Raw genomic sequence first — 14690 nt, 5'->3', positions numbered from 1 at the left:
CTTCGGTTATAAACACTCGCCCAGCGGAGTGAAAGTGAAACCGAGTGAGGGTGTTGCGGTCCGGTAGTCACGGTGTGGGAGCCACGCGAGAAGATTGATTTGTCGCCGGGCACAACGGTCGGTATGGCCGACGACGAGCGACTCGCGCGGTTCATTCGGGACACCTTGCGGTCGGCCGAGCAGCAGCTCTCGGACGCGAAGAAGGCCTATCAGAACGGCAAGCGGTCGGCGGAGGCCGGCCTGCCCAGGGACGAGGAGGGCCGGGCTCGTATCGTCTGTCGTCGCCACGCCGAGTACCGCGCGGTGTCGATGGACGAGCAGCGCCGGCCGGTGTGTTACGATGCCGAGAACCCGGACTGCCAGGGCTGTGTCGAGGACATCAGGGACGGCACGATAGAGACGTGGTAAGCGGCCAACGGCGGCGGATACGGTCTTATTTCGAGAGACTGTCTGTGAGTACAACATTTTAGCACCGGCCGGGTGAAGCCGGGGTATGGATAGACCACTTGTCGCGCTCGTGCTGGCCGGCGGAACCGGCACACGGCTGTATCCGGCAAGCCGGAGCGACCGGCCCAAGCAGTTTCTCTCCTTCGGCGGTGACCAGTCCCTACTCGCCGACACAGTCGACCGGGTGGGGTTCGCGGACGAGACCTACGTGTTGACCCGGGAATCGTTCGCTGACGGGGTGCGGGAGCGCGCCCCGAGCGCCGCGGTGCTGACCGAACCAGAACCCAAAGACACCGGGCCGGCGCTGGCGTATGCGGCCCACCGTATCCGCGAGCAGGTCGGTGACTGCGTTTTGCTGTGTCTGCCGAGCGACCACCGGATTGCCGGGCCGTTTCACGATGTCGCTCGCAGGGCCGCGCGAGTCGCAGTGGAAACAGGGGGGCTGGTCACCGTCGGCATAGAGCCGGACCGGCCAGCGACCGGCTACGGCTACATCAAGCCCGGGGCGTCCGAGAACGGGTTCGCGTCGGTCGGGACGTTCCACGAGAAACCCGATCGTGAGACCGCAGAACGGTACGTCAAGGACGGGTTCTACTGGAACGCCGGACTGTTCGCCTGGACGCCGACGGCCCTCCTGTCCGTCGCGGCGTCGTCGCCGCTTGCGCCCATGCTCAAACAACTGGACGAGGACCCCGAAGCGGCGTTCGACGCCGTTGACCCGGTGAGCATCGACTACGCCGTACTCGAAGAAGCCGAAAACGCCTTCGTCGTCCCAGCAGCACTCGACTGGGACGACCTGGGCTCGTGGGACGCCTTCGAACGAGTGCTTGACAGCCAGGACGGGAACGCGATGCTGGGCGAGGCGATCACTATCGACGCCGACGGGAACGTATTGGCGAGCGACGGCCACGTCAGCGCCGTCGGCGTCGACGACCTCGTGATAGCGTCCTTCGACAACCGCACGCTTGTCGTCCCGAAAGACGAAGCCCAGCGCGTCCGTGAAGTGGTTGCAGAACTGCGGGACGACGGGCAGTTCTAAGTCGAGACAGCGGCTGAATCAGCTCCGCATCGACCCGCCGTCAATCGGGAGCGCCGTGCCGGTGACGTACGAGGAGCGGGCCGACGAGAGGAACGCCACCACGTCACCGAGTTCCTCGGGCTGGCCGACGCGCTGTAGCGGCGCGTCGGACCACGACTCGATGCCCTCCTCGTAGGAGTCGTACTCGCCCCGTTCGACGGCCGCCTCGACGAGTTCCTCGATACGTGGTGTCTCGTGAGCGCCGGGGAGGACTGCGTTGACGCGTACCTCCGGCGCGAACTCGCGGGCCTGGGTCTTCATCAGGCCGATGACGGCCCGGCGGACGGCGTTCGAGAGCACTAGGTCGTCGATGACCTCCCTGACGGATCGGGAGGTGATGTTGACGATAGTACCGGCGTCGGAGTCCCGGAGATACGGATAGGCGGTCCGGGTGGTCCAGACGGCGCTCATCACCAGCAGGTCGTAGGCGCTGTACCAGTCCCGTTCAGTTGTCTCCATGAACGGCCCGGGGGCCGGGCCGCCGGCGCTGGTGACGACGTGGTCGAGGCTGCCGAAAGTGTCGACGGTCTCCGCAACGAGCGCCTCGATCTGGTCGGGGTCGGTGATGTCGGCCTCGACGGCCAGTACGTCGCCGTCACCGACTGATTCGAGCCGGTCCCGTGCCTCGTCGACGTGTTCCGGGGTCCGACCACAGACCGCCACATTGGCTCCTTCAGCAGCGAGCGTTTCGGCGCTTGCGAGTCCGAGCCCGCTCGTTGCGGCGGTACACAGCGCTGCGTTGCCATCGAGTTCGAGGTCCATATCCGCTACAAGAACCGACTATCTCAAAGAAGTCCCGCTCGCGGACTGTCCCAGGTACCGTGACCGCGGACGACCTAACTGCCCCAGAAGTTGTCCCGGCTTCCGAGACGCCGGCCGTCATCGTCGTCCGCGTCGTCGTTCTCGGTCTCGTCGGCGTCAGCGTCGCTCCCGTCGGCTTCCGCTTCCGAGAGCTCTTCGTCCATCTCCAGTCGCTCGATCTCCTCGGCGCGAGCGTGGTTCGAGTGGACGTTCGTCACCTTGACCAGCGACCGTGCCGGCGGGAGCACGCCGTCGACCATGATGATGAAGCCGTCCTCGGTCCGCCCGACACCGGCACCGCTCTCGTGGATGTCCTCAACGTCGACGGTGACCTCCTCGCCCATCTTGACCGGCTGGCTCTTGAGCTCCGAGATCGGCTGATTGTAGTGGTTACACCACTCGGCACCGCCCCGGTCGCCGTAGTGGGTACAGCCCATTCCCTGGATTCGTTCGGTGAATTTGGGACAGTCGTCTGCAAGCGGACAGTCGGGCATATCAGGGAGTAGCGTGGCCGCTGGCAAAACGCTTGCGACCCCACCTCCGCGCCGCACAGCCTGTTATTACGTTTGAGATTTTCACCGGTATGCACTTGAGGAGCACTCGCTGGTTGTCGCGTAGCACTCGAGAAGCATTCAGAGATATGAGAACGCAGATAGTTGCAGGGTTGGTTTGCGCACTTCTCGTCTGTACGTCTCCGGTCGCACTCGGTATCGAATCGGGTCCACCAGGACAGTTCGGAGGCGACGGCGACAGCTCGATCGATACCCGCTATACGCTCGAGCGGGAGCCGAACCGGACCGGACAGGTGCGGGTGACCGCAGCGATTGATCTGCCGCGGCACGTCAGCGGACTGTCTGTCCGGGCACCGGCGGAGGCGACGGTACTGCGGGCCAGCGGGCTCCGATCCGATGGCGACCGCTGGCGTACCACCGGCGACACCGAGACGGTACGGCTGACCTACACTGTGCCGATTGGGCTCGAAACGACGTTCGGCCAGCGGACCGCCGACACCGACGACTGGACACTGCTTGCCAGGCAGGAAGTGTCGCTGCGTGCCCGCTGGCGCTGGCACGTCGGGCCACGGCCCACGTGGAACGAGTCGCTCGCGCTCGCACCCGGTCAGGATGGTGTCGCCGGGACCACGGCCGCCTACATCGGCCCCCACGAAACGGCGACCAGAGCGGTCGACGGCGACCGCATCACGATGGTCGTCCCGGCGAGTGCGGACCTGCGACCCAACCGTACCGCCGTGCTTGACTCGATCAGCCACGCGAAGCAGACTTCGACTGCCGGAACTGACCACGATCACATCCGCGTGTTCGTCGCGCCGAACCGGCTCGCATCGGGTGGGTACACCCCATTGAACGGCGAATCGGACGTTATCGTCAACGCCGGCGAACCCGTCCAATCCCCGGTCAACGTCTGGGTCCACGAATACCGCCACACCCGACAGACCGTCGAGACAACACCGGAGATGGACTGGCTCGGGGAAGGCAGCGCGGACTACTACACCGCAGCCCTCACTTACAGCGCGGGCGGAATCAGCGAACAGCAGTTCCGGAACCGGATTACGACCGAACGCCACGAAACTGCGGACCTGACACGGCCAGATGACTGGGACAGCCCGGGCGCGCAGTACCACAAGGGAACGCGTGTCGTCGCGGCCATCGACGCCCGTCTCCGGCAGGCGACTAACGGCAACCGAACGTTCGAGACCGTCCTCGCACGGCTGTTCCGGCAGGAGGAGCCACTCACGCTCGCGCTGTTCGCCGAGACAGTGTCGGCTGTCGCTGGGGCCGACCTCAACGGGTTCGTTCGGGCCGCTGTCACTGGCACCGCACCGTCGGTCCCGGTAGACACGCTCACAGAGCCGGTGCCGCGAGGAAGCGGTTCGGCGGACACGACCGCTCGCGAGACGAACGCCGCGCCGCTAATCGATGGCGCGACAACGACACCGGGTGCCGAAACCGACGCCAAGAAACCGCATAGCAGCAATGCCGCCCGTCCCGTCACCGACCGCCACGGGGAGTGGACCGTGCTCGGGACACTCGGAATGGTGGCAGTACTGTCGGTTCGTCGCCAGCAGCGACGCTAACTGCTGGTCCGCTGGCCCCGGTGTTCGGGGCCGAATATGTTCTTTCACAACTGTCATGTCGACCGCTCGCTTGCCATCCGACAATGGCATCTCAGTCCATCTTTGAAAGAATCGGCGGTCGTGACGCGGTCGAAGCGGTGGTCTCTGATTTCTACGACCGCGTACTCGACGACCCAGTTCTCGAACCGTACTTCGAGGACAGCGATATGCAGGACCTCTACAGCCACCAGGTCCAGTTTATCAGCGCCGTCGCCGGCGGGCCGGTCGACTACGACGGCGACGACATGCACACCGCCCACGAGGGCATGGGTATCACCGAGGAAGCGTTCGGCAACGTCGCGACCCACCTCGAAGCCGCCCTCCGGGAGAACGACGTTCCCGACGACGACATCGACGCGATTCTCAGTGATGTCGCCGCGATGGAAGACGATATCGTCGAAGCGTAGCGTCCGGTGGCGAGTCTACCTGGTCGGCTGTGTGTTCCCGGAGTGTCGTGTCAGGAGACCGGCTTACGCGAGCGGTGAGGCGTTTCCGAGCGCGCCGGTGGACACGTGTCACCCACTTTTTCAAAACGATATCTGGGTGTGAAAATAGCGGCGTTTCATGTTTTCCGGACCGCTATTACCTGTGTGAGGAGTACGGAGACGCTACCATCCCCCCGAGTTAGATTGCCGTGCCTCTGACAGTTCGCGCAAGACAGCTTGGTAGTGTCAGTTCGTATCTCTTCACCGTTATGAGATCGGCTAGTTGGACATGAGCTATAGTAGCCATTGAAAATCAATGCACAACTGATCGCACGGTAGCACTGCGATCAGTGTGTAAATCGTTTCAATTGTTACTATAGGAGCGACGGGACGGAAACCCAACTGCCACAAAGACCGAATCTGGAAGGCATATCAGTGATCGCCGCCGTTCGAGGCCAGCGTTGATGCCAACATGTATCGTTGCAACACAGCCGGTCGGCGTTCAGCGGTGGAACGGGCACGGTGGGCTTCTCACCCGAGGCCAGACCTCACGCTGTTCGATCTGGCGTGATTCGAATCCCCTGCGTGCTGCGGTTCAGCACGCCTCGTGTTCACTCGGCGGCTTCACGGGCACGGTGGGATTCGAACCCACGACCGTCGGATGGCTTCCCCCGATGGCACAGCCAGCGGAGATAGAAGTCCGACGCTCTATCCGGACTGAGCTACGTGCCCTCGCAGTCGTGTACTTCCGGTGGTGACAAAAGAAATGCGGAACGCAGTCGTAAATCAGTCGCCGATATCGAGATCCTCTTCCACGTCATCGACAGTCGTGATGGCGTTTACGTCGCCGGTCTGAATCGCCGCCAGTCCGTCCAGGTCACAGAGCGCGTCGATCTCGTCTTGCGTGGTCGAGACCAGCAGGTCGTCGAACTGGAGGCGGCGCTCGACGGTCGCACCGGCTGTCGCCGCCGCCGCGGCGACGCTCTCGGGATCAGCGCCGTCGGCCGTTTCGAGCACGAGTTCGACAGGTTCGCCCTCGATAGGATCGTCGCGCAGGCTCTCGACGGCACGGGAGACGTACATCACTCGGATGAGGGACCGCCGGGGCCTTGATTGTGCTGTTCGGGATGGTCGAAGCGGGCCTCCGCGACGGCGAAGGCCAGCGTGCTGACTAAGCCTAGCAGGGTCCCGCCGGTGAGCATCACTGCGAGGTACTCCAGGTCCTGTACCCCGAGGAAGAAGGCACTGACGGCATGTAACACGGCGGCGATTGACAGGACGTAGAAGGGGGCGTTCAGGTACCGCCAGCGGAAGGTCCCGTCGAGGTACTCGTCGGTCACGCGGCCGAGGCTGGAGGTGATGCCGGCGGCGGCGAACCACTGGATCGCGCCGGAGACCAGCGACGCGATGACTTCGAGTGCGTCGGGGTCCGTCTGCCGTTCGAGTTCCTGAACGCCGCTGACGCCGCCGATGACGAGCAGTGCGGCCGCGACGACGTATGTGATGATAGTCACACGGCCGGCGTACAGCCCCGAGGTCGCCCGTTCGACCGCCTCGTCCAGTATCTTCTCGGCACCGAGCCCGCGCGCGAGGATATAGAGCCCAAGCAGACCGGAGATGACGCCCAGCGCGGAGCCGGGATACCCCAGCGCTTCGATGGCGATTGTCAGCGGATAGATCAACAGGAGGATGCCCAGCGGGACCAGAATCGTCCCGCGGGTCTCCGGATCGTCGAGTACCTGCTTGATAGTGTAGTACATCGATTCCAGATTCTGGGCCTGGCGGACGACGACGCGGCGGACGCCGTCGATCTGGACCCGCGAGCGGATAACGGGGACGACGGATTCGTCCTGTGCGCCGTCGGTGACGATGAGCGCCCGCACGTCCTCGCTGGCAGCCAGTGACGCCAGCACGGTGTCGACCTCCTCGCCGACGGCCCGGTTGGCGGCCACGTCGCTCCCGTCGACACCGGTGACGGCGGCGACTTCGACCGGTTCGTCGGTGATGTCGTCGTAGATGTGGACCCCTTCGAACAGGACGTTCACGTCGGAGTCTTCCGGGTCGTTCGAGGCCAGCGCCACCGCTGCGTCCACGACGGCATCGCGTCCAATAACTGGCGTGTCGATGCCGGTTTTGCGGCCGAGGTCGTCGTCGAGGTCGATACACAGCACCAGCAGCATCTAGCGGCGCTACGCCGTCGGTGTTTAACTTCTTTCGGGGACCCGGCTACCCCGATTCGGACATCCCGCGGGTGCGCCGTTCGACGAGCAACAGTGCGGCGAGTCCGAGAATGATAAGCGTGTACGCCGACGCCGCGATGAGCGCGGCCTGCTCGGAGGCGTACTCGCCGGTTCGGAAGATGATAGCCTTTCGGACCATCGCGATGACGCCTGTGTAGATGACCAGGCGGACGATGCGCCGCGTTTCACTCTCCTGCGTGTACGCGACGACGGTCTGGTACACCTCGACGATGATAAACAGGAGCAGGGCGGTGTCGATGAAGCCGACGACGACCAGCGGGTCGGTGATGTCGCCCCGGAGCGCGCTCTGGAAAATCTGCAGGCCGAGGTCGAACACGCCGATAGCGAAGAGGAGGACCAGCACCAGCGCCGCGACGACTTCGACGTACCGGATCGCCGTCTCGCTGTATCCGAGCACCCTGTCGTCGAACGTCTCCGCCGCCGGCAGCGGGCCACCGACCGGGTCGGACTCCTCGTCGTCCATACACACGAAACGAACGCCAGCCCATTCAAACCGGTCCCTATCTGGCGTGGCCCGGGTCCGCCGGCCGCGGCTCGTAGGTGTCCGGTGTCGTCCCCAGCCTGGCGACGAGCCACAGGACCGGGAGCAACAGGACGCTGCCGACGACAAAGGGCGACCAGTAGCCGACAGCGAAGTACAGTCCGCCCATGACCGGCGGGCCGACGGTCCGGGCGAGACTGCCAGCGCCCTGCGTGATCCCGAAGGCGCTGCCCTGCACGGCCGCACTGGCCCGCTGGGAGACCAGCGCCGTCAGCGTCACCGAGAGGACGCCGTTGCCCAGCGGGAGCAGCGTCAACACGAGCAGCAGGCCGAGCAGGTCGGCCGTGAGAAACGGGACGAGATCGGTCAGGTCGGGAAGCACCGATCCGATGGGCCGTGAAATCGGGATTGCACCGACACCGACGACGAGCAGCCCGGTCCCAAACAGCGAGAGCCGGACCGGGCTGTAGCGGGCCGAGAGCCGGCCGACGAGAACGCCCTGGGTGATGACCGCGACGACGCCGATGTAGGTCAACAGCAGTGCGCTCTGGGCGGCCGTGTACCCGTAGATGTCAGCGACGTAGGGGACGAACATCACCTGCACGCCGGAGAAGGCGAAGGAGACGAGGAAGAAGGCCCCGAGCAGCGGGCGGAGACCGGGCGTCGCCACCGCCGTCCGGAGCTGGGTGATTGCAGACGTGCGTTCCGTCGTGTCCGTGGACATGGACGCACCTCTGGACTCCGGGAGAAAGAGGAGTGCGACGAGCACGCCGCCCAGGCTCGCGGCCGCGGCGGCGAAGCTCGGAAGCGAGAACCGGGTTATCGGGACGGCCGCCGGCAAGAGCCCGTCGACGGCGGCGACCGTGGCGTCGAAGCTCAACACCGCACCGATGCCGGGGCCGAAGATGAAACCGAGGCCAAACGCGGCTCCGATGAACCCGAGTGCGGCGGCCCGGCGCTCCGGCGGCGTCACGTCGGCGACGTAGGCCTGGGCCGTCGAGAGGTTCCCGCCCATCGCGCCGGCCAGCAGTCGGGACAGAAAGAGGAGCCACAGCGCATCAGCGAGGCCGAACACCGTCCACGCGACGACGGACCCACATAGCGACACCACCAGCACCGGGCGACGGCCGACGCGATCCGACAGCGAGCCCAGCAGGGGCGCGAAGACGAACTGCATCGCGGAGTAGGAGGCTGCCAGCAGGCCGATGACGAACTCCGTCCCGCCCGGGAATGTCCGCGTGTAGTACGGGAGAATGGGGATGATGATACCGAACCCCAGCAGGTCCAGAAAGACGACGAAGAAGACGACTGCGAGGCCGCGACGGCGGCGGGACCCGGTGATAGCGGTCCCGGTGTCAGTCATACCACGGTCTGCGTCGGGGAGCGGGATAAGAGGCGGGGAGACCCGGAGAGTCAATGAGACGACCCATGCCGTCCCATCCCACGGCAGCGCCGATGCGCACGCTTTTTCCCGCTGGGCGGAGTGGCTAGAGACAATGATTTCCGAGGGCTGCGAACAGTGCGCCAAAGGCGGCAAGATGGTGCTGTTCGTCTACGGCTACTGTGACCAGCGAGACTGCTTCTACTGTCCCCTCGGGGAAAACCGCAAGAACGTCACCCAGATGTACGCCAACGAACGTCCCGTCGAGGACGAGGCGGACGTTATCGAGGAAGCCAAGCGCATGAGCGCGCTGGGCACCTCCATCACGGGTGGCGAACCCCAGGAAACCCTCGACCGGACCTGTCACTACCTGGAACTGCTGAAAGACGAGTTCGGCGAGGACCACCACACGCACCTCTACACCGGTATCCCCGGTGGCCGCGAAAACATGCGCCGCCTCTCGGAGGCCGGCCTCGACGAGATCCGCTTCCACCCGCCCCTGGAACAGTGGGGCGACCTCCACGGGACCGAGTGGGAGGACATCCTCTACATCGCCCGCGAGGAAGGGCTGACCCCTGCCTTCGAGATTCCCGGCATCCGCGCCGAGGAGGAGTTCCTCGAATTCCTCGACGAGGGCGCGGCCGACTTCTGTAATATCAACGAGTTCGAGATGTCCGACGGGAACTACCGCCGGATGCAGGAGGAGGGCTTCGAACTGAAGGAAGACCACATGAGCGCCGTCGAGGGGTCACACGACATCCTCGAAACGATGGGCGACCACGAGAAGGTGTACTTCTGTACGAGCGTGTTCAAGGACGCCGCCCAGCACCGCTCGCGGCTCAAACGGATGGCCCGCAACATCCGCCGGGAGTTCGACGACGTGACCGAGGACGGGACGCTCGTCTACGGGAAGGCATGGACCTCGGAGGCTCGCCTCGAAGCCCTCGGTGTTCCCGAGGAGTACTACACCGTCAAATCCGAGCACGTCGAACTGGCCTGGTGGCTGCTGGAGGAGATGGTCGAGGAAGGCGACCTCGAAAAGGGCGAAATCGTCGAGCAATACCCGACCTACGACGGGACGGTCGTTGAGCGGACGCCGCTGTCCAACGGTACTGACGCTAGCCGGGCGACGGCTGACGATTAGTACCTGAGTATCGTTTGTCACGCGTAGTGACGGAAGATTCGCTAGCTTCGAGCCTGTGCTGTCCGGCCGGAGCTTTATCTATCAGTCGAGTGAAGCACCGATACCCTCCATGCGCTTTGCTATCGACAGCGGCAAACTCCTGTACGCACTCGGTGTCCTGTTCGCCGCGGCGGCGCTCCTGTATTTCGTCCGTGATGTAGTGTTCGACCTCTCGATTACGGTGAAAGCGGCGCTGCTGTTGCTGGGCTTTATCGCGTTTTTTGTCGCGGGGCTGGTCCTCGAACGAGACGTGCTTGATGTCGTGGCCTTCGCCCTCAGCGGCGTGAGCTACGTCGTGTTCGTCGGCTACGTCGTCGTCCGGTATTCGCCGGGCGAAACGGGGACGTTTCTGTTGCTCGCCGCGTCCGCGGCGCTGTTCGTCGGACTCGGCTATGGGCTTCGGGAAGGGATTCCGACGCCGTCGCGGCGAACGGCAGCGGTCGCGTTCGGCGGCCTCCTCATCGTGAGCGGCGTGCTCGTGGGCGCCGACGCGCTCAGCGGCAGCGTGACCTACGACGTGCAGACGGACGAATCGGTCACAGTGACGTTGTCGGACGCGGAGCGGACAGGGAATGAGTACGCGTACGTCAACCGCGAAATTGGGACGGTCACGGCAGCGAACCCGTCGCCGTTCCTGCGAGCGCTCGAACTCCCGTCGGTTTCGGGCTGTCTGGTCGGACCGACAGACGGGACCCGAGAGGAAGTGTACGTAGATGTCGATAGCAGGTGGGACGAGGATACCATCGGTGGCTCGACCACGATATCCCGCGCCGTCACCGGCGAGTTCCAGCTGGACGTGAACCGGACGGGACCGCGGACCTTCGCCGTCGAGCGTGGAATCAACTGCAACGCCGAGCGGGCCGAACCGACGATAGCGATTCAGGTCGGCGAGGACGAGCGACTCGATTAGCTACGCGTCCCCGAGTTCGCTGAGACACTCCTGGCAGTACGTCGCGTCCTGCATATTCGGCGTTCCACACGCCTCACAGGTCACGACCGCCGTCGAATCGTCCGCTGTCAGCGGTGACTGGCCGCTGTCGGGGAGTGGGTCGATCGGCCAGTCGGCCCCAGTCGGCGACTGGTCGGTCGCCTCGGCTCGCTGTCGTGCTCGCTCGATGAGTTCGTCGTCCCGCATCGCGTCGAGGCCCCGCCACAGTCCCAGGAACAGGAGCGTCGGGGCGAGTATGGCAAAGAGGGCCACGACCACGCGAAATGCCAGTTCTAGCTGGCCGATTGCCATACATTCACATGGGACTGGATGAACGAGTATCCTTCGGCGCGAGCGCCCCCGCCCAGAGCGTGTTCCGCCGACGGGTTCTTTGGACGGCTGGCCGAACGGAGTCCATGAGCGGCCATATTGTGGCGGTCGGTGGCGGACTCGCTGTCGCGTTACTCCTCGGACTGAGCGCGTTCTTTTCGAGTTCGGAGACAGCAGTGTTCTCGCTCCCGCGGGACTGGATCGAGCAACAGGCAACGACGGACGACCGGCGGGCCGGGGTCCTGAAGGAACTCCACGACGACCCCCACCGGCTGCTGGTGACGCTACTGGTCGGGAACAACATCGTCAACATCGCAATATCGAGCATCATGACTGTCCTCGTCGCGAGCTATCTCCAACCGGGACCAGCAGTCGTCGCGACGACAGTGATTACCAGCTTCCTCATCCTGATTTTCGGCGAAATCGTGCCGAAGGCGTTCGGCCTGGGCAACGCCCAGCAGTGGGCACTGACCATCGCCTCGCCCGTGCGGTTCGTCGAGCGCGTGCTCTCGCCGCTCATTACGCTGTTCGACGCGATCACCCGGCGGATGAATGCGCTCATCACGGTCAAGAGCGACATCGAGAAACCGTACATGGACTGACACACCGACCGTCAGTACTGGTACAGCGAGACGACGAACGGGAGCTTGTTGTACATCCAGATCGCCAGCGGAAGGCCGACGATTGTCACGGACAGCGCGTAGGCGACGCCAGTCCAGACGCCGCTGGCCCACCAGCCGACGAAGACGAACCAGACTGCGCGGACGAGCAGCGAGTACTGCGAGCCACCGTTGCGCTCCTCGACGAGTCGGTCGCGGCGCTTGAGCGTCAGGACCAGCGGCACCTTGTTTATCATCTTGATGCCCAGCGGGATGCCAATGATGGTGACGTTCAGCAGCCACGCCGCCGAGAGCCAGATACCGGTCACCCACCAGCCGACGAGCAGGAACCACAGCGCACGGACGAGTAGGGACCGTTGGTCGCTCATACTGGTACTACTCCGCCGACCGGCATAAGTTTCCTGTCCAATCCGTGAGGTCATAACTCCGGTCGGCCATACAGCGGGTCGTCCTGCCTACGATTCGAAGCCGTCTTCGAAGACGAACGTCCCGTCACGCTGGACGACCTCGCCGTCAACCTCGATGAAGGAGTCCTCGCTCATGTCGACGATCATGTCGACGTGGACCGCAGACTCGTTTTGCTCGTTATTCTCGCCGACAGTCTCCTCGTAGGCTCGCCCTACCGCCATGTGAACGGTATCACCCATCTTCTCGTCGAACAGCATATTGTAGGAGAACTGGTCGATATCGCGGTTCATGCCGATGCCGAGCTCGCCCAGTCGGTTCGCGCCGTCGTCGGTCGATAGGACTTCGCTCAGAAGATCCTCGTTCTTGCCGGCGCTGTGCTCGACGACCTCGCCGCCCTCGAACCGGAGGAACACGTCGGTGACCTCACGGCCCTGGTGGTACAGCGGCTTGTCGAACAGCACCTCGCCTTCGACGCTGTCGGGGACCGGTGCGGTGAACACCTCGCCGCCGGGGAGGTTCTTCTCGCCGTAGTCGTTGAGCGTCTCGTTGCCGGCGATAGACATCGTCACGTCCGTCGTCTCCCCGGAGACGATGCGGACCTCGTCGGCGGGGTCCAGAATCTCGACCATCTGTGCCTGGTGCTCGCGGACGGCGTCCCAGTCCTTGAGGACGGCGTCCCAGACGAAGTTCTCATAGCCCTCCGTCGAGGTCTGGGCGAGCTGGGCGTTCGCGGGCGCAGGGTACTGCGTGAGACACCAGGTCTTCGAGAGCCGTTCGTTCAGGAGCGGCTGCTGGGACTGCTGGTAGGCGGCCGTCGTTTCGGGGTCAACGTCGCTGGTTTCGGTGACGTTGTCGCTGCCCTTGATCGCGATATACGCGTCCATCTCCTCGTACAGCGCCTGGATGTGACTCGGCGTCTCGAACTCGTCGCGGTTGCGGAGGTAGGCACGACGGAAGCGTTCGCCCAGACGCTCCTGCACGACGAGGGGATTCGCACCGCGGTCGGCGGCGAACTCGTGCAGCGCGGTGACGAGATTCTCGGCCTGTGGATGGGCGTCGATGACGAGGTTGTCGCCTTCGCTCAGGTCGATGGAGTGGTCGACGATGACCTCTGCGTGTTCGCGGATCCGTGGGTCCATACAGATAGGGGCTGCCGGCGGCCCCTAACCGTTGCCTTCCCGGCTACTTCTTCTTGCTCTGCTGGAACCCCTCTTTGAACCCCTGGAAGGTCCGGCGGAGCATTAGGTACATGAAAAAGAAAAACAGGAGGACGGCAGCGAGGAGTGCGTAGGTGAGCGGGTCGGCCATAGCGATGATTGACCAGCCGGCAAGAAAATCCTTTCGGGAGCCGCAGCATCGGGCGTCTCGCTGGCGATTTCGGTGGGTAAAATACGGGTTTGAGCGATAGCTACAACGAGTACTGTGCCTTGGCAAAGACTCATAATCCCATAGAACATACGAACTACCATGTCGTTGCTGCCTTCTCGGGACCCGGCGACCCCGGACGCCGAACCCCGAGTCATCGGTGTCGACAGTGATGATGCGGACGACGTGCTGTCGGCACTCTCGGCAGAGACAGCGCGCAACTTACTGTCAGAACTGAACAAGGAGCCAGCGCCACCGTCGGAACTCGCCGACCGGGTGGATACGTCGCTCCAAAACGCGCAGTACCATCTGAAGAAACTCAAAAACGCCGGTGCCGTCGAGGTGGTCGATACAGCCTACTCCGAGAAGGGCCGCGAGATGGACGTGTTCGCGCCGGCCAACCAGCCGCTTGTCATCTGTGCCGGTGACGAACAGGAAACATCGGGGCTACGGGCCGCGCTGGCGAACCTCGTCGGCGGCCTCGCTATCATCGGCTTCGCCAGCCTGCTCGTCCAGCAGGTGTTCGGGAGCGGGCTGGGAACGCTGTTTGGCGGGCCGACGGTGTCCTCCGGGAGTGCGGACACCGACCCCCGGAATCCGAGTCTCTACGCCGAGAACGCGACCGTTACCGACGGGGGCTTCGAGGCCACTGCCGGCGCGCTCGACACCGCTGCACAGGGCGGTGCTGAGGCTGCCGCCGCTGCGATTCCGCCGGGGCTGGCCTTTTTCGCCGGCGGGGCGTTCGTCATCGCCGGGATGGCGGCGCTGTGGTACATGCGTGAGTAACCGATTACGACTGGTTTTCTGCCGGGACGATGAAGATAACGTTTCAATTAGCGGTGTCCTGC

18 protein-coding genes and 1 tRNA gene are annotated in these 14690 nt (G+C 64.2%); 8 read left to right on the top strand and 11 right to left on the bottom strand.

The features are described from left to right. Nucleotides 1-123 precede the first annotated feature (123 nt). Both NDI54_RS02825 and NDI54_RS02820 read left to right on the top strand, forming a co-directional pair. Complete coding sequence (locus NDI54_RS02825) at nt 124-408, top strand: DUF7091 family protein (protein WP_310894961.1); 285 nt, start codon at nt 124-126, stop codon at nt 406-408. Between the two features lie 85 nt (nt 409-493). Next, a complete protein-coding gene (locus NDI54_RS02820) occupies nt 494-1486 on the top strand; it encodes a mannose-1-phosphate guanylyltransferase (protein ID WP_310894960.1) in 993 nt (330 codons plus the stop codon). A gap of 18 nt (nt 1487-1504) precedes the next feature. On the opposite strand, the gene NDI54_RS02815 is transcribed toward NDI54_RS02820, so the two are convergent. Beyond that, nucleotides 1505-2287 carry an SDR family oxidoreductase gene (locus tag NDI54_RS02815; protein WP_310894959.1) on the bottom strand — a complete coding sequence of 261 codons (783 nt, stop codon included), beginning with the start codon at nt 2285-2287 and terminating at the stop codon, nt 1505-1507. 74 nt (nt 2288-2361) lie between these two features. Then, nucleotides 2362-2820, bottom strand: a complete 459-nt coding sequence (locus NDI54_RS02810) for a TRAM domain-containing protein (RefSeq protein WP_310894958.1) — start codon at nt 2818-2820, stop codon at nt 2362-2364. A gap of 146 nt (nt 2821-2966) precedes the next feature. Here NDI54_RS02810 and NDI54_RS02805 point away from each other — a divergent pair, with 146 nt between their 5' ends. Continuing rightward, nucleotides 2967-4421, top strand: a complete 1455-nt coding sequence (locus tag NDI54_RS02805) for a M61 metallopeptidase family protein (RefSeq protein ID WP_310894957.1) — start codon at nt 2967-2969, stop codon at nt 4419-4421. 83 nt (nt 4422-4504) lie between these two features. Continuing rightward, the gene (locus NDI54_RS02800; protein WP_310894956.1) at nt 4505-4867 is read left to right on the top strand and encodes a group I truncated hemoglobin; all 363 of its coding nucleotides are present in this window, start codon (nt 4505-4507) and stop codon (nt 4865-4867) included. A gap of 645 nt (nt 4868-5512) precedes the next feature. Here the strand turns inward: NDI54_RS02800 and NDI54_RS02795 are convergent. The 5 genes from NDI54_RS02795 to NDI54_RS02775 form a co-directional block, all read right to left on the bottom strand. Continuing rightward, nucleotides 5513-5617: transfer RNA gene (locus NDI54_RS02795), tRNA-Arg, on the bottom strand. Between the two features lie 54 nt (nt 5618-5671). Next, entirely contained in the window at nt 5672-5968 is a 297-nt protein-coding gene (locus NDI54_RS02790) for a hypothetical protein (protein ID WP_310894955.1), read from the bottom strand. Beyond that, nucleotides 5968-7065 (bottom strand): DUF373 family protein, encoded by a 1098-nt coding sequence (locus tag NDI54_RS02785; protein ID WP_310894954.1) that lies wholly within the window; start codon nt 7063-7065, stop codon nt 5968-5970. Before NDI54_RS02785 ends, NDI54_RS02790 begins: the two co-directional genes overlap by 1 nt. A gap of 46 nt (nt 7066-7111) precedes the next feature. Further along, a complete protein-coding gene (locus tag NDI54_RS02780) occupies nt 7112-7609 on the bottom strand; it encodes a phosphate-starvation-inducible PsiE family protein (RefSeq protein WP_310894953.1) in 498 nt (165 codons plus the stop codon). A gap of 37 nt (nt 7610-7646) precedes the next feature. Next, nucleotides 7647-8990 carry an MFS transporter gene (locus NDI54_RS02775; RefSeq protein ID WP_310894952.1) on the bottom strand — a complete coding sequence of 448 codons (1344 nt, stop codon included), beginning with the start codon at nt 8988-8990 and terminating at the stop codon, nt 7647-7649. Between the two features lie 133 nt (nt 8991-9123). Here NDI54_RS02775 and NDI54_RS02770 point away from each other — a divergent pair, with 133 nt between their 5' ends. Both NDI54_RS02770 and NDI54_RS02765 read left to right on the top strand, forming a co-directional pair. Then, on the top strand, nt 9124-10152 hold the full coding sequence (locus tag NDI54_RS02770) for a radical SAM protein (protein WP_310894951.1): 1029 nt from the start codon (nt 9124-9126) through the stop codon (nt 10150-10152). A 109-nt stretch (nt 10153-10261) separates the two neighbouring features. Continuing rightward, entirely contained in the window at nt 10262-11101 is an 840-nt protein-coding gene (locus tag NDI54_RS02765; protein ID WP_310894950.1) for a DUF1109 domain-containing protein, read from the top strand. On the opposite strand, the gene NDI54_RS02760 is transcribed toward NDI54_RS02765, so the two are convergent. Further along, nucleotides 11102-11431 (bottom strand): DUF7577 domain-containing protein, encoded by a 330-nt coding sequence (locus NDI54_RS02760; RefSeq protein ID WP_310894949.1) that lies wholly within the window; start codon nt 11429-11431, stop codon nt 11102-11104. Nucleotides 11432-11535: 104 nt separating this feature from the next. Here NDI54_RS02760 and NDI54_RS02755 point away from each other — a divergent pair, with 104 nt between their 5' ends. Then, nucleotides 11536-12051, top strand: a complete 516-nt coding sequence (locus tag NDI54_RS02755; protein WP_310895143.1) for a DUF21 domain-containing protein — start codon at nt 11536-11538, stop codon at nt 12049-12051. A gap of 11 nt (nt 12052-12062) precedes the next feature. On the opposite strand, the gene NDI54_RS02750 is transcribed toward NDI54_RS02755, so the two are convergent. The 3 genes from NDI54_RS02750 to NDI54_RS02740 all read right to left on the bottom strand — a co-directional run bounded on the left by NDI54_RS02750 (nt 12063) and on the right by NDI54_RS02740 (nt 13785). Next, complete coding sequence (locus tag NDI54_RS02750; RefSeq protein ID WP_310894948.1) at nt 12063-12437, bottom strand: YccF domain-containing protein; 375 nt, start codon at nt 12435-12437, stop codon at nt 12063-12065. Between the two features lie 87 nt (nt 12438-12524). Continuing rightward, complete coding sequence (locus NDI54_RS02745; protein ID WP_310894947.1) at nt 12525-13616, bottom strand: aminopeptidase; 1092 nt, start codon at nt 13614-13616, stop codon at nt 12525-12527. A 43-nt stretch (nt 13617-13659) separates the two neighbouring features. Next, nucleotides 13660-13785, bottom strand: a complete 126-nt coding sequence (locus NDI54_RS02740) for a DUF7859 family protein (RefSeq protein ID WP_310894946.1) — start codon at nt 13783-13785, stop codon at nt 13660-13662. Between the two features lie 159 nt (nt 13786-13944). Between NDI54_RS02740 and NDI54_RS02735 the strand changes: the two genes are divergently transcribed. Continuing rightward, nucleotides 13945-14628, top strand: a complete 684-nt coding sequence (locus NDI54_RS02735) for an ArsR/SmtB family transcription factor (RefSeq protein ID WP_310894945.1) — start codon at nt 13945-13947, stop codon at nt 14626-14628. Nucleotides 14629-14690 lie beyond the last annotated feature (62 nt).

The sequence above is a fragment of the Haloarcula terrestris genome, from assembly GCF_031624315.1.
GTDB lineage: Archaea > Halobacteriota > Halobacteria > Halobacteriales > Haloarculaceae > Haloarcula > Haloarcula terrestris.
Note: the sequence above shows the minus strand (reverse complement) of the source record. Positions and strands in the feature narration are given on the sequence as shown.